Raw genomic sequence first — 16,606 nt, 5'->3', positions numbered from 1 at the left:
GCCTTTCGCTTTTCAGAGCTGCGCTCAGCTGTCCGGCTTGCCCAGCACCCGGCGCTGATACAGCTCCCGGACCTGCGCCTTGCGGGCGGCGTGCAGCTGCCTTTCCTCTTCCTCCGTGCGCTTGGTCAGATAGGCATAGCCCGCGTACGCATTCTCTGGGCGGCCGCGTGACCTGCGCGTGCGGGATGGCAGCGGGCTGGTGCCGTGGGCGTTCTCGCCGCGCTGCGAGGGCAGCAGCATGAAATAGAGATGCAGCAACAGCGCGATGAACGGCCCCAGCGCGATTAACGTAAACTGGAACAGAAATTGAAACCCGAGGAGGGGATCGTGCGCTGTCAGTGCGCCGGTCTGATCGAGCACGCCGCCTGGATCGGCCTGCGCGGCAACGCCCAGCAGTGTGGTCAGAATGGCGTCCCAGTCCAGTGAATTGGCGATAGCTGCAAGATTGAACAGCGCCTCCCAGAAGCTGCCGGACAGGGAGGCCGTCACCGCCCCGGCAACCATCAGACCGGGGCCAAGGCCGCTTGGATCACTCATCGGAATTGCTGTCAGCAGGCCAACGCTCAACACCAGCCCCAGCGAGACCGCAGTGAACGGCAGCTTGGCCCATTTTCCGCTGCGCCCGGCATCATGCAGCCTGCGCACGGTCAGCGACAGGCGCGGGACAAAGGTGAACAGGAACAACGCGAGCGAACCATAGTGGAAGGGGTTCAGGGGCGGCACGTCACGCTGCAGAAGGTGCCCCCAGATCTCGGCGGCATCGCCAGGCAGCATCAGGAAAATGAACAGCCAGATCAGGGGGATTACGCACCAGTACTCGAAACGGGTGGCGCGGCCATCAAAGTCGAGAAACTTGAAAGCAAAGTTTTCATAGGCGGATGAAATGCGGGAAATCATTGGAAACCTGCTGTGAAATAATCTCCCTGGAGTTGCGCGGCAACTGCGGCGGAATTGGGACCCGGGCAGGGCAGGCCCGTGGTATCATCCGCAGACGGCCAAAGAAAAACCGGCGGCAGGGTGTCCTGCCGCCGGCTGCTCGCCTGTGAGTGGTGGCTTGAGCCCTACTGAGCCTGCAGTTCCGCCGGATCCTTGTCGGCGATGCCGTCCCAATTGGCGTCGGCTTTGTCGATAAACCCGGGAATGTCGCCTTCCCAGCGGGTCTGAATATCTTTTGCCAAGTTCAAATACAGTTTGTCGTCGACGATCTTCCACAGGGTCGGGTCGCCATCGAACTTGAAGCCCATGGCCGCACCAAAGGCGCAGTAGCCGCCGTATTCCGGCAGGTAGGCTTCGGGGTTCTTTTCAAATTCGGCTTTGTTCTCTTCGGAGGCAAAGCGGTACAGCGCATCGTTGTGCATGGCGGTGATTTTCCAGTTGCCCGGAGTCGGCTCCCCGACCGTGAAATAGGCCACCGGGTCATAGCCCTGCAGCGCCAGACCGGTGGAGGATGCGTTGATCTCGACCCCCGCCGCCAGGGCTGAGGTGGCCATCGCAACCGACAGTGCCACACCGCTGATCAGTGCTTTTACTTTGTTCATGGTCCCGTCCTTTCAAATCCTGGCCGCGGCGTCTCCAAATGCTTGCCCGGCCGGTGTTTCACCATGTGCTCCGCTAAATGCTGCGGGTCACGGCACCGATGTGGAGAGCCGGGCGATCACGTTCAAAACAACTCAATTTGACTGTGCACCGGGCGGCAGCGGGATGTGCATTCCTGCGCAGAACGGGTGACAGGCCGCGATACGGCGGGCAGGGTAGGGGCAGGCAACCCGGAGGCAACCATGACATACCCATTCCCCGCCCGCCGCCCGCTGATCGGCGGGCTGGCCGCGATCCTGATAGCAGCGGCAGTGCCGGTCAGCGCGCAAGGCATCACCGGCAGCTACAGCGCCGAGGGCCGCAACCCGGACGGCAGCAGCTATTCCGGCACCGTGCAGATCCGCGACAACGGCGGTGTGGTCGAGATGCAATGGCAGGTCGGCTCCCAAGCCTATACCGGCAGCGGCACCCGCAATGGCGATGTGGTTTGGGTGAACTGGGGCGACACCTATCCGGTGGTCTATGTGCGGATGCCCAGCGGCGAGCTACATGGCACCTGGTCCAACGGCCGGGCGCTGGAGCGTCTTATTCCATAACTTTCAGATCAAGAACGAAGCGGATTACCGCCTCTGCAGGCATCTCGCAGGGCTTCAGCCGCGCGCCTGAGGCCAGCCGGTAGAGGTTGAGGCTGATGTAATCGCTGCCGCCCAGTTCGTGCGCCACCAGCTTCTGCGCCTTGCCCGCGGCCAGATCCTGGCGGATGACTGCGTATTTACGGCCATTGGCAAGACCGGTGAAGGCGCCAGCCGGCAGCGCGTCAAAAGCTGCAAGAAAGGCTTGCAGCTCCGTGCCGGTCACTTTTGCCCGATCCGGGGTTCAGTGCCCGCCCGCAGCCGGGCGATATTCGCCGAATGGCGGACAAGGACAATTGCCGCCAGCAGTACTGACAGGGCAATAACCGGCTGATATCCCAGGCCGAACGCCCAGACCGGCGCCGCCAGGGCTGAGACCAGCGCAGCCATCGAGGAAATGCGGCTGGCCGCCGCCGCCGCCAGCCAGGTCAGGCAGCAGGCGATGCCGACAGGCCAGGCCAGTGCCAGCAGCAGGCCCAGGAATGTGGCCACGCCCTTGCCGCCCTTAAACCCCAGCCAGACCGGGAAGCAGTGCCCGAGGAAGGCCATCAGACCCGCCATCTGCGCCGCATCCTCGGCGGCCAGAAAACGGGCCAGCAGCACAGCCGCCGCGCCCTTGCCGCCATCCAGGAGCAGCGTCAGTGCCGCGGCGGCCTTGCTGCCGGTGCGCAGCACGTTGGTGGTGCCGATATTGCCCGACCCGATCTGGCGCAGGTTGCCAAGGCCGAAGGCCCTGGTCACAACCAGCCCGAACGGCACGGAACCGAGGCCGTAGCCAATTACCGCCCACAGGATCAGAACGGCGGCAGAGCTTTCAAGTACTGGCATCAATCCCTCCGGTAAACGGGCTCACCGGCCACGTAAGTGGCCTCGACCCGGCCCTGCATCCGCTGGCCGTCGTAAGGCGTGTTCTGCGACTTCGAGCGCAGTTTGAAACGGTCCAGCACAAAGGGCACATCCGGGTCGAACAGCACCAGATCCGCAGGCGCGCCCTCGGCGAGGCGGCCGCTCTCCAGCCCCAGCCGTTTCGCCGGGTTCAGCGACATGGCGCGGAACAGGGTTGGCAGGTCCAGCAGTTCCGCATGGTACAGCCGCAGCGCCGCAGGCAGCAGCGTCTCCAGCGCCACTGCGCCGGCCGCGGCCTCCTCAAAGGGCAAGCGTTTGCTTTCCTCATCCTGCGGCGTGTGCATGGAGCTGATGATGTCGATCAGCCCGGTCCGCACGGCCTCCACCACCGCCAGCCGGTCGTCCTCGGAGCGCAGCGGCGGCTTCACCTTGAAGAAGCTGCGGTAGCCTGCCACGTCCAGCTCGTTCAGCGTCAGATGATGCACCGAGGTACCCGCGGTGATGTCGAGCCCGTTGTTCTTGGCGCGCTCCAGCGCGGGCAGGGCCCGGGCTGTGGTGATCTGGTCGGCGTGGTATTTCGCGCCGGTCATTTCCAGCAGCGCAATGTCTCGGTCCAGCCCCATCCGCTCTGCCATCGGCGAGACCGAGGGCAGGCCATAGAGCGCGGCGAACTTGCCGCTGGTGGCGGCCGCGCCTTTGCTGAGCCCCGGCTCTTGCGGGTGGGCGATGACCAGGGCGCCGCAGGACCGCGCATAGGTCAGCGCGCGCTGAAACACCTTGGTGTTCTGCACCACGTGGTCGCAATCACAAAAGGCCACGGCGCCGGCATCCATCAGGAAGCCGATCTCGGTCATTTCGCGGCCTTCGCGCCCCTTGGTCAGCGCCGCCATCGGCAGCACGTTCACCGGCGTGTCGGCCTGGGCGCGGCGGGTGACAAATTCCAGCGTTTCCGGGCTGTCAATCGCGGGCGTGGTGTCCGGGCGGGTCACGATCGTGGTGACGCCGCCAGCGGCAGCCGCCAGCCCCGCGGATTTATAGCTTTCCTTGTGCCGCTCGCCCGGCTCGCAGACTTTGACGCCGATGTCGACGATCCCCGGCGCCAGGCATTTGCCGCCGCAGTCCACCTGGGCCACGCCGTCCTGGCTGATGTTACGGGCGCTCAGCAGCGACGCGGCATCGGCGCCATTCTTTTCGACCGCCGCGATCCGCCCGTTCTGCACCAGAACCATGCCCGGTGCGTCGCTGCCATGCTCCGGGTCGATCAGGCGGGCGTTGGTGAAGAGAGTGCTCATGCCTTGGCTCTTTCAATTGCGTTGAGGGTCACGGCCGGGTCGGCCTGGTATTTGATCAAGTGCTTGTCGCCGTCCTTAGTGACCACCTGCACATAGCTGCCCATGGTTTTGACAGCCTCGATTTGCGTGACCGGAACCGAACGCCCTGCGGGGCCGGAGAGAGCTTCCCGGGTCAAGGTCCAGACCACCGCCAGTTCCTCGCTGGCCATGTACCAGCCGCGCAGGGCGACGGCCGCAAGACCGCCGATGGCGCCGGTCCAGATGTGCGGGCTGCCCATGATCCACAGCACCGCCATGGCGCCGCCCATGCCGATGGCCGCCATCCAGGCGTGGGCGCGGATATAGGCGCCGCGGTCGGGTTTGAATTCGCGTGCTGCCATCAGGTCACAAGCACCCAGACCAGCAGCGCAATCAGCAGCATGACCACGGTGAACAGAACAGCCCCGATGCGGCGGGACTGGGACCGCGCCGCGCGCGGCGGTAGTTTCGGTGCGGAATAGGGCTTGGCGCTCTCGGCCGTTTCGGGCGGCGCGCTCCAGTTGGTCTGACGTTCGCCATAGGTGCCGATCAGTCGGATCTGATCCGCCGGAGTCAGCCGCGTCTCCTTGCCGTCAAAGGCGCGGGAGCGGATCAGCAGCACATGGCCCTCCTGCGCCTGCAACAGCTCCCGGTCTTCCTCAACCTGCGCGCGCGGCACGCCGCAGCCTTCGGTCAGGTAGCCGGTCAGGCCGATGTCCTCCAGATCGGAGACCGGGAAGATTTCCACCTGCTCCATGTCGAGCGTCTCGATCCCCAGCACCTGAGCCAGCGCGCCGGGCTCCTTCAGGAAGGCCGCCTGCTCGGGCCGCATGCCGAGCGCAAACAGCCGGATCACACCACGCTCGCCTGCCGGGATATGGATCACACCGTCCATGCCGCTCATCCGGCCTTGGCCTGACGCTCAGCGCGCAGGTTTCGCGCCAGCAGGTCCATCGCCGCCATCCGCACCGCGACGCCCATCTCGACCTGCTCCTGAATGACCGAGCGGTTGATGTCGTCGGCCAGCGTGCCGTCGATTTCCACTCCGCGGTTCATCGGGCCGGGGTGCATGACGATGGCGTCGGGCTTGGCCAGCGCCAGTTTCTCAGCGTCCAGCCCGTAGCGATGGTAATACTCGCGCTCCGACGGGATGAAGCCGCCGTCCATACGCTCCTTCTGAAGGCGCAGCATCATGACGACATCGACGTCCTTCAGTCCCTCGCGCATGTCGTCATAAATCTCGGCGCCAAACTCGGCGAACTGGCCGGGCACCAGCGTCGGCGGGCCGATCAGGCGGATGCGGTTTTCCATCTTGCCCAGCAGGATCAAGTTTGAGCGGGCGACGCGTGAATGGGCGATGTCACCGCAGATGGCGATGTTCAGCCGGTGCAGGCGGCCCTTGGAGCGGCGGATGGTCAGCGCGTCCAGCAAGGCCTGGGTCGGGTGTTCATGCTTGCCGTCGCCCGCGTTCAGCACCGCGCAGTTTACCTTCTGGGCTAGCAAATCCACCGCGCCGGAATGCGGGTGGCGCACCACCAGCAGGTCCGGATGCATTGCATTCAGCGTCATCGCGGTGTCGATCAGGGTCTCGCCCTTTTTGATCGACGAAGCCTGCATCGCCATGTTCATCACATCGGCGCCCAGCCGCTTGCCCGCCAGCTCGAACGAGGCCTGCGTGCGGGTCGAATTTTCGAAGAACATGTTGATCTGAGTGAGGCCGGCCAGCACGTCGGAGTGCTTCTCGGGGCGGCGGTTCAGCGCCACATAGTCGTCGGCCAGATCGAGGATCGCGGTGATCTCATGCGGCTTCAGCGGTTCGATGCCAAGCAGGTGGCGGTGTTCGAAGGACATAAGGGGCGGCTCCGCTTGATTTGCCGGTTCTTATAGGCGGCGTGCGCGGTTGCGGCAAGGCAGAGCAGGCGAGGGGCCGGCCCCTCGCGCTCCCCTGAGTATTTTCGGCAAAGAAGAAGAGGTTGGCCCGAATAATACTTTGGGCGCAGGTGTTCCGCTTGCCGGCTGGGCGGAGTAGCTTGGGCGCATGGAATCGGCATTGGATTACTGGAGCGCCCGGGCGCTGTTGGAGTGGCAGGCGGAGCTTGGCGCCACCGAAGCGCTGTGCGACGCGCCGGTCGACCGCTACGCGCTGGAGCAGGCCCCGCCCAAGCCCAAGCCGGGCGCCGCGCCGGCGCCGCCGCCCAAGCCCAAAGAGGTGGATCCGGTCGAGGTGGCGCAGAAGGCCGCCAAAGCAGCTGCATCGCTGCCGGGTTTGCGCGATGCGCTGGAAGCCTTCGACCATTGCGACCTGAAGCGGGGCGCGCGCAATCTGGTGTTCTCGGACGGGCAGCCGGGCGCGCGGGTGATGATCATCGGCGAGGCGCCGGGCCGGGAGGAGGATCTGCAGGGCAAGCCGTTTGTGGGCCGCGCCGGGCAGCTTCTGGACAAGATGCTGGAGGCGATCGGGCTCAGTCGCGCCGAGAGTGTTTATATTACCAATGTGCTGCCCTGGCGGCCGCCGCAGAACCGCGATCCGCTGCCCGCCGAGATCGCCATGCTGACGCCTTTTCTGGAGCGGCATGTGGCGTTGGCGGAGCCGGATATTCTGGTGCTTATGGGCAATATCAGCTGCCAGGCGGTGCTGGGCAAGCGCGGCATCACCCGGCTGCGCGGCAAGTGGGACCAGGCCTGGACCAAGCCGGTGATCCCGATGTTCCACCCCGCCTATCTGCTGCGCCAGCCGTCGCAGAAGCGGCTGGCCTGGGCTGACCTGCTGGAGCTGAAGGCGCGGCTGGCCAGTTTATCCTGAGGTCGTTTCATGAAAATTCTGGCGTTCTCCGACCTGCACCTTTCAGCCCCCCACGCGGCGGATATCGTGGCGGCCAGCGCCGAAGCGGATCTGGTGATCGGCGCCGGCGATTTCTGCAATTGCCGGCAGGGGATGGACCGGGCAGTTGCAATGCTGGCGGGTCTGAAGGCGCCGATGGTGGCGGTGCCCGGTAATGGCGAAAGCGCGGAAGAACTGCGTGCCGCAGGCTTCCCGGATACCACGGTGCTGCATGGTGAAGGCGTGGAGGTCGAAGGCCTGCGCCTGTTCGGGCTGGGATACGGCGTGCCGGAAACGCCCTTCGGCAGCTGGTCCTGTGACCTCAGCGAGGTGCAGGCGGCGGCGATGCTGGCGGCCTGCGGCCGTGCGGATATCCTGATCTGCCATTCACCTCCAAAGGGTCTGGGCGATGTCACCTCCGGCGGGATGTCTGTCGGCTCCACTGCAGTTAGGGCGGCGGCAGAGCGGATCCAGCCGCAGCTCCTGCTCTGCGGCCATGTGCATGATTGCTGGGGCTTCCGCGGCAGCCTAGGCAGGACGCAGGTGGCCAATCTGGGCCCCGGGGTAAGCTGGTTCGAGGTGGAGCCATGAGCGCCGTTGCGGCCTTGCCGGCGTGTGTCCCGGCGGCCCCGGCGCTGAACCGGATGCCAGGGGCGGCTCCGGGCCGGAATTGTTGCAGGGCTGGCGGTACGACCGGCCATTATGGAGAGGACGCGACTGGAAATGTCCCGGATTGACGAAAACATGGACTTCATCCCGGTCCGCATCGCGGTGCTGACGGTATCGGATACCCGCAAGCTGGAGGACGACCGCTCGGGCCAGGTGCTGGTGGACCGGCTGGGCGAGGCGGGCCACGTGCTGGCCGCCCGCAAAATCCTGCCGGATGAGCGGGCGGAGATTGCCGAGCAGCTGCGCGCCTGGGTGGCGGACCCGGAGGTGGATGTGGTGGTCTCGACCGGCGGCACCGGCCTGACGGGCCGGGACGTGACGGTGGAGGCGCACCGGGACGTCTATGAAAAGGAGATCGAGGCCTTCGGCACCGTCTTCACTCTGGTCTCAATGCAAAAGATCGGCACCAGCGCGGTGCAGTCGCGCGCCACTGGCGGGGTCGCGGGCGGCACCTATCTGTTTGCGCTGCCCGGCAGCCCCGGCGCCTGTAAGGACGGCTGGGATGAAATCCTGTCAAAACAGCTCGATTACCGCCACCGGCCCTGCAATTTCGTGGAAATCATGCCCAGATTGGAGGAACATCTGCGCCGGAAGTGAGCGGCCGCGGCGTGTAACCTCGCAAACCCGTGCGGAAAATCATATATTTCCAACCGGGCACAAGGCATTTTACGCTTTGGCAGACCGCGTGCGTGGTCCCGGCAGCTGCCGCCACCGGAAGGGAGAAACATGCGCTTTTTGCGTCAGAGTGTGACAGGGGTTTTCCTGGTGGCGGTCACGGCGGCACTGCTGCTTTATGCCGGGCATATGATTTTCAGTGCAATCGAGGCGCAGCTGAACGCGGAGAAGAAAGCGCCCCCGGCGCGCGAGCGGATATTTGCGGTCAATGTGGTGACGGCGGATCTGCAGACGGTGGCGCCGGAACTGACGGCCTTTGGCCGTGTGGAGAGCCGCCGCACGCTGGAGCTTCGGACGGCCGTTGGCGGCCGGGTCGTGCAGCTGTCCGAGGATTTTGAGGAAGGCGGAACCGTCCGCGCGGGCGAAGTGCTGGTGCAGATTGACCCGGCGGATGCGCAGTCGGCGCTGGACCGGGCCGAAGCGGACATGATGGACGCCCGCGCCGAGGAGCGCGATGCGGGCCGGGCGCTGGTCCTGGCGCAGGATGAGCTGCAGGCCACGCAGGACCAGGCGCAGCTGCGCGAGCGCGCGTTTCAGCGGCAGGTGGATCTGGCGGGCCGCGGTGTCGGCACAGCGGCGGCGGTGGAAACAGCCGAGCTGGCAGCGGTGCAGGCGCGCCAGGCGGTGATCTCGCGCCGTCAGGCGGTGAGTCAGGCGGAGGCACGGGCCGATCAGGCCGCCACACGGGTGGCGCGGGCGCAGATTGCGCTGGACGAGGCGCAGCGGGATCTCGACGACACAACGATCAAAGCCCGTTTCGACGGTACCCTGCAGGCGGTGAGCCTGGTACAGGGGCGGCTGGTATCGGCCAATGAAAAAATCGCGGATCTGGTCGATCCGGATCTGCTGGAAGTAGCGTTCAGGGTTTCGACTGCGCAATACGCCCGGCTGCTGGACGCAGAGGGGCACTTGCTGCGAGCACCGGTGCGGGTGACGCTGGATGCCGACGGGGCGGGGCTGAGCGCGTCCGGACGCATTTCCCGCGCCAGCGGCGCGGCGGGCGACGGGCAGACCGGGCGGCTGGTCTATGCGCGCCTGGAAACCGCGCCAGGTTTCGAGCCTGGGGATTTCGTCACCGTCAAGGTGTCAGAGCCCGAGGTCGCCGCAGTGGCCCGCGTGCCCGCCTCGGCGCTGGGAGCCGATGGCTCTGTTCTGGTGCTGGGTGAGGACAACCGGCTGCAGGCGCTGCCGGTTGAGCTGGTGCGCCGCCAGGGCGATGACGTGCTGATCCGCGGTGCCGGGCTGGAGGGCCGTGAGATCGTCACCGGCCGCACGCCGCTTCTGGGCGCTGGCATCAAGGTGCGCCCGTTGCGCCGGGACGCCGGGGTCCAGGCCCTGCCGGAGCTGATCGAGTTGAGCGACGAGCGCCGCGCCCGGCTGGTGGCCTTTGTCGAGGGCAGCAGTGCAATGCCGTCCGAGATGAAGGCCGAGATGCTGCAGCAGCTGGCTGAGGCAAGAGTACCGGCGCAGCTGGTCTCCCGCATAGAATCCCGTATGGGAGGCTGAGGGCCATGGTCCGCAAACTCCCCCGGCCGGCCCGCGGGCTGTTCAGCTATTTCACCCGCCACCGCACTGCGGCAAATCTGCTGCTGGTGATCATGCTGGTGCTTGGGGCCGCTGCGATGCCCAACATGCGGGCCCAGTTCTTTCCCGATGTGATCGTTGAGCGCGTCACCGTCTCCGTCGAGTGGGAGGGCGCCGGGCCGGAGGACGTGGACAATGCAATTGTGCAGGTCCTGGAGCCGGTTCTGCTGGCGGTGGACGGGGTGGAGGAAACCTACTCCACATCGCGCGAAGGGATGGCAACGCTGACGCTGGAGTTCGAACCCGGCTCCGACATGGGACAGGCTGCCGATGATGTGCAGAGCGCCGTGGACGGCATCACCAGCCTGCCGGAAGAGGCGGAGGAGCCGGAAGTGCGGCGCGGCGCCTGGCGCGACCGGGTGACCGATGTGGTGATAACGGGGCCGGTGGGGCCCGGGCAGCTGGGCCTGTTTGCTGATGAATTGGTCGCCCGGCTGTTCGAAGCCGGCGTCACCCGCACCACAATCCGCGGGGTGGCTGCACCGGAAACCATCGTCGAGGTGCCGACCGCCAAGCTGATCACCCATGACATCACCATGCGCGAGATTGCCGAGGCCATCGCCGCCGAGGTCGACGCGGATCCCGCCGGCGACGTGACCGGCGCCAATGCCCGGGTGCGCACCGGCAGCGAGAAACGCCAGCCGGATGAGCTGGAAGCCATCGTCCTGCGCACCAATCCCGACGGCTCCGTCCTCACCATTGATGATGTGGCCGCGGTGCGGGTGGAGGGGGTGGACCGCAACCGATCATACTTCGTCGGGGAACACCCGGCGATGTCGATCCGGGTCGACCGCTCCGACCAGGGCAATGCCATCCGCCTGCAGCGCCAGGTGCAGGAGGTGGTCGCGGAAATGCAGGCAAGCCTGCCGCAGGGGGTGACGGCGCAGCTGATCCGCACCCGCGCCGAACACATCACCGACCGCCTGAATATGCTGGTTGACAACGGGCTGATGGGGCTTGCGTTGGTGCTGTGCCTCTTGTTCCTGTTCCTCAACACCCGCATTGCGTTCTGGGTGGCGGTGGGCATTCCGGCCTCGATGTTCGCCGCGGTGGCGCTGATGTATGCCGCCGGTATCACCCTCAATATGGTCAGCCTGTTCGGCCTGATCATCACCCTGGGCATTGTCGTGGATGACGCCATCGTTGTGGGGGAACACGCCGACTTCCGGGTGCGGCGGCTCGGCGAAAACCCCGTGCAGGCCGCCGAGAATGCCGCCCGGCGGATGGCGATGCCGGTCTTTGCGGCAACGCTGACCACAATCATTGCCTTCTTTGGCCTGACGCTGGTGGGCGGGCGGTTCGGCGAGCTGATCCGCGATATACCCTTTACCGTGATCGCGGTGCTGGCGGCCTCGCTGGTGGAATGCTTCCTGATCCTGCCCAACCACTTGGCCCATGCGCTGACCCATGCGCAGGCGCGGCACTGGTACGACTGGCCCAACCGGATGGTGAACCGCGGCTTCCGCTGGCTGCGCGACCACGCGTTCCGGCCGCTGATGGGGCTGATCGTCACCGCACGATATGCGGTGCTGGCCGGGGCATTGGCGATCCTGGCCAGCCAGGCGGCGCTGTTCATCAACGGCGATGTGCAATGGCGCTTCTTCAACGCGCCGGAGCGGGGCTCCGTCACCGGCAATTTCGCCATGGCGGAGGGCGCCACCCGCGCCGATACCCTTGCGATGATGCGGGAGATGCAGCGCGCAACAGAGGCGCTGGGCGCCGAATACGACGAACGCTATGGCCGCAACCCGCTGGATTTTGTGATGGCAGAGACGGGCGGCAATGCGGGCCGCGGACTGGCCGGTGTGGAAGGCAAGGAAGCGGATCTGCTGGGCGGCATCTCGATTGAGCTTATAGATGCCGACCTGCGCCCCTATTCCAGCTTTGCCTTTGTGGCGGAACTGCAGGAACGGGTGGCCCGCCACCCGATGGCGGAGACGGTTTCCTTCCGCAGCTGGCGCTCCGGCCCGGGCGGCGATGCGCTGGACGTGCAATTCGCGGGCGCCAGCGTGCAGACGCTCAAGGCCGCCTCCGAGGATCTGAAAACCGCGCTGCTGCGCTTCCCCGAGGTGTCCGCGGTTGAGGATAACCTGGCCTACGACAAGGAGGAGGTGATCCTGGACCTCACCCCGCACGGCCAGGCGCTGAATTTCACTATTGGCAGCCTGGGCCGGGCGCTCCGGGCGCGGCTTAACGGTATTGAGGCGGCTACTTATCCCGACGGGCCGCGCAGCGCGTCGATCCGGGTTGAGCTGCCGCGGAATGAGCTGACCGCCGATTTCCTGGAGCGCACCCTGATGCGGGCGCCCAGCGGGATTTATGTGCCGCTGGCCGATATCGTCTCGGTCACGCAGCGCACCGGGTTCTCCACCGTGCGCCGCGAAAACGGCATCCGGGTGATCAGCGTGACCGGAGATATCTCCGAGGATGATCCGGCCCGCGCCGAAGCGGTGATGCAGGCGCTGGAGGAGGAGATCCTGCCGGCGATCGCCAGCAAGCGACAGGTCGAATGGCGCCTTTCGGGACTGGCGGAGCAGGAGCAGACCTTCCTGCAGGAGGCGGGCACCGGCCTGATCCTGTGCCTGACCGGGATCTACCTGGTGCTGGCCTGGATCTTTGCCAGCTGGACCCGGCCCCTGGTGGTGATGGCGATCATTCCCTTTGGCCTGGTTGGCACCATCTGGGGCCACTACATGTGGGAGGTGCCGCTCAGCATGTTCACGGTGGTGGGCCTCTTGGGGATGACCGGGATCATCATCAACGATTCCATCGTGCTGGTGACAACCATCGACCAGTATGCCGAGGACCGCGGTCTGATTCCCTCGATTATCGACGCGGCGGCGGACCGGTTGCGGCCGGTGATGCTGACCACAATGACCACGGTTCTGGGACTGGCGCCGCTGTTGTTCGAACGCGCGCAGCAGGCGCAATTCCTCAAGCCGACGGTGATCACCTTGGTCTACGGCTTGGGCTTTGGCATGTTCCTAGTGCTGCTGGTGGTGCCGGCCCTGGTGGCGATGCAGAGCGACTTGTCGCGGCCAATGGCAGCCCTGCGCCGGGCCCTGCGGCACGGGGCAGGGCGTTTGCGCTGGCTGGTGCTGGGCACCGCGCTGGCGCAGCTTGTTTGGCTGGTGCTGACGCTGGGCTGGGCGATGGCCACCGGCGCGCTGCATCCGCTGCTGCGGACAGTGCCTGTGCTGGCGGCAATGGAGCCGGTGCGGGCCGGGCTGCTGGCCTGTGTCGCCGGGGCGCTGGTGCTGGCGCTGCTGGCCTATTTGGCCGGCGGCGCGGTTTACCGGTTTAGCGCCCGCCAGCGGGCCTGAGCCAGCCGGGCGACCTCGCCCACCTGATCCAGCAGCTGCAGGCCGCGGCTCTCGATCTCTGCGATGGGGATCCATTCGGCCTGTTCGGCATCGTCATCCGGCAACGGTTCGCCGCTGGCGTGCTCGCACAGGACAACGGTCAGCAGGTACTGCCGCTGCACCGCGCCCGCCTCAGCGCGGACAAGGACATCCACATTGGTGAGATATTCCAGCGGCCGGGCGGACACGCCGGTTTCCTCCATCAGCTCGCGCGCGGCGGCTTGCAGGGCGGTTTCGCCCATCTCCACATGGCCGCCGGGAAAGCCCCACCAGCCCGCGTTCGGCTCCTTGCCGCGCTGCACCAGGATCACCTGGTCCTGGCCGCCGAAATGGCGGCAGACCACGGCAATAGTGCCAAGCACCGGGCGCTGCGGGCTGTCGGTTGAGCTCATCCGGCGCTGCAGCCCTGAATGTCGACGGAGTGGTTCTGCCCCAGCACGGTGATCCGCAGCTGCGAGCGGTCGATGGCATAGGCGCTGCCATCGGCGGGCAGAAACTCGGTTTCCGCAACCAGCAGACCGCCCTCGCGCCGGGTGGTGGTCTCTCCGGCATAAAGATTGGGCGCGCCGGGTTCGATCACCGCGACCTCTTCGCCTCCGGCCGGGGGCATCGAAATGCGGGCGGTGACCTTCATGCCGTATTCAGAGGGGCGCAGGCTGCAAGCCGCATGGCGCACGCCGGCCTCCTTGGCTGACCAGGGGCGGCTCGCGAGCGCCGCGGCAATCGCCGGGTTGCGGCCCGCATCGCTGTCCAGCTGATGGTCAAAGCTCAGCTCGGCGGGCACGCAAACATCTTTACAGACACCCAGCTGCATCCGTCCCTTCAGCCGCACCGGCTTTCCGGCCGTCCTTGGGGTGATTTCCACCGGCAGCACCAGTTGGTCATGATAGCCGATGGTGCGGTAGCCGGAGGTCAGGAACACTTCGGGAGCAGGCCAGGTGATCGACAGCGCCCCCACATTGCGCGCACCGCGCCAGGAGAAGCTGGGCGGGATGCCGGCATCGCCGGGCGCACGCCAGTAGGTCTTCCAGCCGGGCTGCAGCTTGACCCGCAGTGCGCCCATGTAGGTGCCGCGCGGGGTCAGGCCGCCGTCCAGCACTTCGATTTCCACGATGTCGCCTTCGGCGGCGCCGGACAGGGCTGGTGTCCCGGCTGCCAGGGCAAGCAGAGACGCCGCGCAGGCCGCAGCTTTGGTCAAAGTCTTCCTCATGCACAGATACATGCGCCCGGCAACGCGGTTTGCCAAGTCACGTTCCGGTCATTTGCCGCTCATCGCCCTGTGTTTGCGGCAAATTTGCCGGAGGCTTCACCGCCCGGCGCATTTGCGCCCCTTGCGTGCAGGGCGGCTGCGCGTCATGGTGGGGGGAGGCAGCAGAAAGACGGAAATTCATGGATCTGACTGGCAAGCTCTTGATTGCAATGCCTGGAATTGGCGACCCCCGGTTCGAGCACGCGGTGGTATTCCTGTGCTCGCACGGCGAGGAGGGGGCGATGGGGCTCATCGTCAACAAGCCCGCCGACGGCGTGGCGCTGGGCGATTTGCTGGAGCAGCTGGACATGGGCGGCGAAGGCAGTGCTGCGGCGGCTTTGCCGGTGCGCTTTGGCGGCCCGGTGGAGACCCAGCGCGGCTTCGTGCTGCACACGCCGGATTACGAATCGGATGTCAGCTCGCTGAAGGTTCCGGGCGGCTTTTCGATGACCGCGACGCTGGACATCCTGGAGGATATCGCCAGCGGCGAAGGTCCGAAGGACCTGCTGGTGCTGCTGGGTTATGCCGGCTGGGGGCCGGGCCAGCTGGAATCGGAGATTGCGATGAACGGCTGGCTGACCGCAGAGGCGAGCCCCGAGCTGGTCTTTGGCCTTGCCGATGACAGCAAATGGGAAGCTGCGCTGAAGACACTGGGCGTCGATCCGCTTACGCTTTCGGCCAGCGCAGGCCACGCCTGACACGGGCGGCTGGAGAGGCCGCTGTGTCCCGGGCAGAGGAGCGCTCCCGCCCTTTTCCGGTCATTATTGATGGGGTTCAAAGGGGCGGGGAGGTTTTTTGAATTACTGCAGGCCGGCTGCTGGACCCTGCCGCTCAATCCCGCGGTGCGGAGGCGCGGCGGAGGCGGTCGTTGATGGCTTCGCCCAGCCCGCGCTCCGGGATCGGCGCCACGGCGATCGGCTTGCCGAGCGCGTCCAGCTTGTGCAGGTGGCCAAAGAGATTGGCCGCTGCCTCAGCCAGGTCGCCGCGCTCTGACAGGTTCAGGTCGCACGCGCCGGGCCCGAAGCCGAGGTAGAGTTCACCCTCTGCGGGGCCCGAAGCGTTCAGCCGCACAGGTGCGCCGGGGGCGTAGTGCGACAGCAGCTGGCCGGGCGCGGTCAGCGGGTCGTGCACATTGCGCACCGCCAGCTTTTGGCCCAGCACCGCCTCGATCTCCTCTGCCGCCAGGCCGCCGGGGCGCAGCAGAACCGGCTCCGGCCCTGCCAGGCCGATAATCGTCGACTCCAGCCCGACCCCGCAGGCGCCATCGTCCAGAATGGCGGCGATGCGCCCGTCCAGCCCGGCTTTCACATGCGCGGCAGTGGTCGGGCTGATCTTGCCGGAAGGGTTGGCAGAGGGGGCCGCCACCGGTCCGTCCAGCGCCCTGAGCAGCGCCTGACCGGCCGGGTGCGCAGGAACCCGCACGCCCAGGGTGTCCAGACCGGCCGTCACGAGCGGCGAAATCCCGTGGCCCTTGCACAGCGGCAGCACCAGCGTCAGCGGGCCTGGCCAGAACGCCTGCGCCAGCGTCTCTGCCGTTTCGGTCCACACCACATAGCGCTGCGCGGCCTCCGCCGAATGCACATGCGCAATCAGCGGGTTGAAGGACGGCCGCCCCTTCGCCTCATAGATCGCTGCCACCGCTTCGCCCTGGCGCGCGTCGGCGCCAAGCCCGTAGACCGTTTCGGTCGGGAACGAGACCAGCTTGCCCTCCCGCAAAAGCTGCGCGGCGCGGGCAATGCCCGCTTCCGTTGCGGCAAGGATTTCGGTGCTTTGCTGGGGCATTCCGGGTGACGCGGCGTTTTGGTTGATTGAAACAGGCGTCCGATTAGGTAATCGGTCAAGCCACTGACCATAATAGGCCCGTGCCGGGAAGCCAAGACTGCCCGCGCCAGGACGCCCCCGAAAGACTGTCAAAGGACGCC

General features: G+C 66.3%; 18 protein-coding genes. 7 read left to right on the top strand and 11 right to left on the bottom strand.

Features of this window, described 5'->3' with window-relative positions; all coding sequences use genetic code 11:
• Positions 1 to 24 precede the first annotated feature (24 nt).
• Positions 25 to 897, bottom strand: a complete 873-nt coding sequence (locus CAER_RS28895) for a DUF805 domain-containing protein (protein WP_051357767.1) — start codon at positions 895 to 897, stop codon at positions 25 to 27.
• A 164-nt stretch (positions 898 to 1,061) separates the two neighbouring features.
• The gene (locus CAER_RS0109750) at positions 1,062 to 1,538 is read right to left on the bottom strand and encodes a YHS domain-containing (seleno)protein (RefSeq protein ID WP_027235178.1); all 477 of its coding nucleotides are present in this window, start codon (positions 1,536 to 1,538) and stop codon (positions 1,062 to 1,064) included.
• 240 nt (positions 1,539 to 1,778) lie between these two features.
• On the opposite strand from CAER_RS0109750, the gene lfb1 reads away from it, so the two are divergent.
• Positions 1,779 to 2,132 carry an LIC10280 family protein gene (gene lfb1, locus CAER_RS0109745; RefSeq protein WP_027235177.1) on the top strand — a complete coding sequence of 118 codons (354 nt, stop codon included), beginning with the start codon at positions 1,779 to 1,781 and terminating at the stop codon, positions 2,130 to 2,132.
• Here lfb1 and CAER_RS0109740 read toward each other — a convergent pair.
• Genes CAER_RS0109740 through CAER_RS0109715 form a run of 6 tightly spaced genes read right to left on the bottom strand, consistent with a single transcriptional unit; the run spans position 2,122 to position 6,175 of the window.
• Positions 2,122 to 2,394: a hypothetical protein gene (locus CAER_RS0109740; RefSeq protein ID WP_027235176.1), complete on the bottom strand. Its 273-nt coding sequence runs from the start codon at positions 2,392 to 2,394 to the stop codon at positions 2,122 to 2,124. The two genes, lfb1 and CAER_RS0109740, sit on opposite strands and share 11 nt — an antisense overlap.
• On the bottom strand, positions 2,391 to 2,996 hold the full coding sequence (plsY, locus tag CAER_RS0109735) for a glycerol-3-phosphate 1-O-acyltransferase PlsY (protein ID WP_027235175.1): 606 nt from the start codon (positions 2,994 to 2,996) through the stop codon (positions 2,391 to 2,393). Before plsY ends, CAER_RS0109740 begins: the two co-directional genes overlap by 4 nt.
• Complete coding sequence (gene pyrC / locus CAER_RS0109730; RefSeq protein ID WP_027235174.1) at positions 2,996 to 4,306, bottom strand: dihydroorotase; 1,311 nt, start codon at positions 4,304 to 4,306, stop codon at positions 2,996 to 2,998. The genes plsY and pyrC overlap by 1 nt, the downstream gene beginning before the upstream one ends.
• Complete coding sequence (locus CAER_RS0109725) at positions 4,303 to 4,686, bottom strand: hypothetical protein (RefSeq protein WP_027235173.1); 384 nt, start codon at positions 4,684 to 4,686, stop codon at positions 4,303 to 4,305. The genes pyrC and CAER_RS0109725 overlap by 4 nt, the downstream gene beginning before the upstream one ends.
• A complete protein-coding gene (locus tag CAER_RS0109720) occupies positions 4,686 to 5,219 on the bottom strand; it encodes a hypothetical protein (protein WP_027235172.1) in 534 nt (177 codons plus the stop codon). The genes CAER_RS0109725 and CAER_RS0109720 overlap by 1 nt, the downstream gene beginning before the upstream one ends.
• Positions 5,220 to 5,224: 5 nt before the next feature.
• Positions 5,225 to 6,175, bottom strand: coding sequence for an aspartate carbamoyltransferase catalytic subunit (locus tag CAER_RS0109715; RefSeq protein ID WP_027235171.1), 951 nt, complete (start codon positions 6,173 to 6,175; stop codon positions 5,225 to 5,227).
• A 187-nt stretch (positions 6,176 to 6,362) separates the two neighbouring features.
• Between CAER_RS0109715 and CAER_RS0109710 the strand changes: the two genes are divergently transcribed.
• The 5 genes from CAER_RS0109710 to CAER_RS0109690 all read left to right on the top strand — a co-directional run bounded on the left by CAER_RS0109710 (position 6,363) and on the right by CAER_RS0109690 (position 13,396).
• Entirely contained in the window at positions 6,363 to 7,127 is a 765-nt protein-coding gene (locus CAER_RS0109710; protein ID WP_027235170.1) for a uracil-DNA glycosylase, read from the top strand.
• Between the two features lie 9 nt (positions 7,128 to 7,136).
• A complete protein-coding gene (locus tag CAER_RS0109705) occupies positions 7,137 to 7,736 on the top strand; it encodes a metallophosphoesterase family protein (protein WP_027235169.1) in 600 nt (199 codons plus the stop codon).
• Between the two features lie 132 nt (positions 7,737 to 7,868).
• Positions 7,869 to 8,411, top strand: coding sequence for a molybdenum cofactor biosynthesis protein B (moaB, locus tag CAER_RS0109700; protein ID WP_027235168.1), 543 nt, complete (start codon positions 7,869 to 7,871; stop codon positions 8,409 to 8,411).
• Between the two features lie 129 nt (positions 8,412 to 8,540).
• A complete protein-coding gene (locus CAER_RS0109695; RefSeq protein WP_027235167.1) occupies positions 8,541 to 9,995 on the top strand; it encodes an efflux RND transporter periplasmic adaptor subunit in 1,455 nt (484 codons plus the stop codon).
• Positions 9,996 to 10,000: 5 nt separating this feature from the next.
• Entirely contained in the window at positions 10,001 to 13,396 is a 3,396-nt protein-coding gene (locus CAER_RS0109690; protein WP_027235166.1) for an efflux RND transporter permease subunit, read from the top strand.
• Here the strand turns inward: CAER_RS0109690 and CAER_RS0109685 are convergent.
• Positions 13,366 to 13,827, bottom strand: a complete 462-nt coding sequence (locus CAER_RS0109685; RefSeq protein ID WP_027235165.1) for an NUDIX hydrolase — start codon at positions 13,825 to 13,827, stop codon at positions 13,366 to 13,368. The two genes, CAER_RS0109690 and CAER_RS0109685, sit on opposite strands and share 31 nt — an antisense overlap.
• A complete protein-coding gene (locus tag CAER_RS0109680; RefSeq protein WP_036797632.1) occupies positions 13,824 to 14,645 on the bottom strand; it encodes a protein-disulfide reductase DsbD domain-containing protein in 822 nt (273 codons plus the stop codon). Before CAER_RS0109680 ends, CAER_RS0109685 begins: the two co-directional genes overlap by 4 nt.
• 179 nt (positions 14,646 to 14,824) lie before the next feature.
• Between CAER_RS0109680 and CAER_RS0109675 the strand changes: the two genes are divergently transcribed.
• Positions 14,825 to 15,382, top strand: coding sequence for a YqgE/AlgH family protein (locus CAER_RS0109675; RefSeq protein ID WP_027235163.1), 558 nt, complete (start codon positions 14,825 to 14,827; stop codon positions 15,380 to 15,382).
• Positions 15,383 to 15,515: 133 nt separating this feature from the next.
• Here CAER_RS0109675 and CAER_RS0109670 read toward each other — a convergent pair whose 3' ends face one another.
• Positions 15,516 to 16,466: an L-threonylcarbamoyladenylate synthase gene (locus CAER_RS0109670; protein ID WP_027235162.1), complete on the bottom strand. Its 951-nt coding sequence runs from the start codon at positions 16,464 to 16,466 to the stop codon at positions 15,516 to 15,518.
• Positions 16,467 to 16,606: the final 140 nt, after the last annotated feature.

The organism is Leisingera caerulea DSM 24564, from assembly GCF_000473325.1.
In the GTDB taxonomy this organism is placed as follows: Bacteria; Pseudomonadota; Alphaproteobacteria; order Rhodobacterales; family Rhodobacteraceae; genus Leisingera; species Leisingera caerulea.
This window is presented reverse-complemented; position numbering and strand designations above follow the sequence as displayed.

What these genes read in the sequence shown, in the direction of transcription:
- CAER_RS28895 (WP_051357767.1), bottom strand. Translation starts at nt 897, where the DNA reads ATGATTTCCCGCATTTCATCCGCCTATGAAAACTTTGCTTTCAAGTTT.
- CAER_RS0109750 (WP_027235178.1), bottom strand. Translation starts at nt 1,538, where the DNA reads ATGAACAAAGTAAAAGCACTGATCAGCGGTGTGGCACTGTCGGTTGCG.
- lfb1 (WP_027235177.1), top strand. Translation starts at nt 1,779, where the DNA reads ATGACATACCCATTCCCCGCCCGCCGCCCGCTGATCGGCGGGCTGGCC.
- plsY (WP_027235175.1), bottom strand. Translation starts at nt 2,996, where the DNA reads ATGCCAGTACTTGAAAGCTCTGCCGCCGTTCTGATCCTGTGGGCGGTA.
- pyrC (WP_027235174.1), bottom strand. Translation starts at nt 4,306, where the DNA reads ATGAGCACTCTCTTCACCAACGCCCGCCTGATCGACCCGGAGCATGGC.
- CAER_RS0109725 (WP_027235173.1), bottom strand. Translation starts at nt 4,686, where the DNA reads ATGGCAGCACGCGAATTCAAACCCGACCGCGGCGCCTATATCCGCGCC.
- CAER_RS0109720 (WP_027235172.1), bottom strand. Translation starts at nt 5,219, where the DNA reads ATGGACGGTGTGATCCATATCCCGGCAGGCGAGCGTGGTGTGATCCGG.
- CAER_RS0109715 (WP_027235171.1), bottom strand. Translation starts at nt 6,175, where the DNA reads ATGTCCTTCGAACACCGCCACCTGCTTGGCATCGAACCGCTGAAGCCG.
- CAER_RS0109710 (WP_027235170.1), top strand. Translation starts at nt 6,363, where the DNA reads ATGGAATCGGCATTGGATTACTGGAGCGCCCGGGCGCTGTTGGAGTGG.
- CAER_RS0109705 (WP_027235169.1), top strand. Translation starts at nt 7,137, where the DNA reads ATGAAAATTCTGGCGTTCTCCGACCTGCACCTTTCAGCCCCCCACGCG.
- moaB (WP_027235168.1), top strand. Translation starts at nt 7,869, where the DNA reads ATGTCCCGGATTGACGAAAACATGGACTTCATCCCGGTCCGCATCGCG.
- CAER_RS0109695 (WP_027235167.1), top strand. Translation starts at nt 8,541, where the DNA reads ATGCGCTTTTTGCGTCAGAGTGTGACAGGGGTTTTCCTGGTGGCGGTC.
- CAER_RS0109690 (WP_027235166.1), top strand. Translation starts at nt 10,001, where the DNA reads ATGGTCCGCAAACTCCCCCGGCCGGCCCGCGGGCTGTTCAGCTATTTC.
- CAER_RS0109685 (WP_027235165.1), bottom strand. Translation starts at nt 13,827, where the DNA reads ATGAGCTCAACCGACAGCCCGCAGCGCCCGGTGCTTGGCACTATTGCC.
- CAER_RS0109680 (WP_036797632.1), bottom strand. Translation starts at nt 14,645, where the DNA reads ATGAGGAAGACTTTGACCAAAGCTGCGGCCTGCGCGGCGTCTCTGCTT.
- CAER_RS0109675 (WP_027235163.1), top strand. Translation starts at nt 14,825, where the DNA reads ATGGATCTGACTGGCAAGCTCTTGATTGCAATGCCTGGAATTGGCGAC.
- CAER_RS0109670 (WP_027235162.1), bottom strand. Translation starts at nt 16,466, where the DNA reads ATGCCCCAGCAAAGCACCGAAATCCTTGCCGCAACGGAAGCGGGCATT.